The sequence below is a fragment of the Brachybacterium subflavum genome, assembly GCF_009299795.1.
In the GTDB taxonomy this organism is placed as follows: Bacteria; Actinomycetota; Actinomycetes; order Actinomycetales; family Dermabacteraceae; genus Brachybacterium; species Brachybacterium subflavum.
Map to the genome: position 1 here is coordinate 1 of NZ_VIGP01000017.1, position 527 is coordinate 527.

Consider the following 527-nt stretch of genomic DNA (forward strand, 5'->3'; position numbering starts at 1 on the left):
ACCATCTCCGCGGGCGTGAAATCCATCGTGCGCCGCAGCAGGGTCTTGAACCATTCGGCGGGGAATTCACCGGATGCTAATGCTTGGGTGCAGCGCGGGAGGAGATCGACCGCGCGGTGGGCGTCGGTGATCGCTTTGGCGGCGTTCCCTCGGGTCATCCGCATCGCGACAGCGACCGTCAGGTCCTCCTTCTCGACCGCGAACACATCCGCATCCACCTCGTCCCTGCCTGCCCAGTACGGGGCGAGGGCCTCGAAGCGGCGGGCGAGGTCGCAGGACTCCTCCACCCCCTCATCCCACAAGGTGCGGACCTTCCCCGTCAGCTCCACATCGGGGCGGGGTGAGACCCTGCGTGCGGCGACGTCCCTGCACACCGGCTTCTTCGACTCTTTCACGACGAACAACGGCGCGACACCCTCCGGGGGCGCGGCCACGAAACGAGGCATGTGGGCGTGCAGGTCCTCCCGCTGACGCTCGGTCATCGCCTCGAGCTCATCCAGCACCGCGAACGCCGACCCCGACGACAC

At 67.7% G+C, this 527-nt stretch carries 1 pseudogene; it reads right to left on the reverse strand.

The annotated features are described in order from the left end of the window. Positions 1-482: pseudogene (locus tag FHG10_RS18095) on the reverse strand (hypothetical protein); the annotation flags it as partial. Between the last annotated feature and the right edge of the window lie 45 nt (positions 483-527).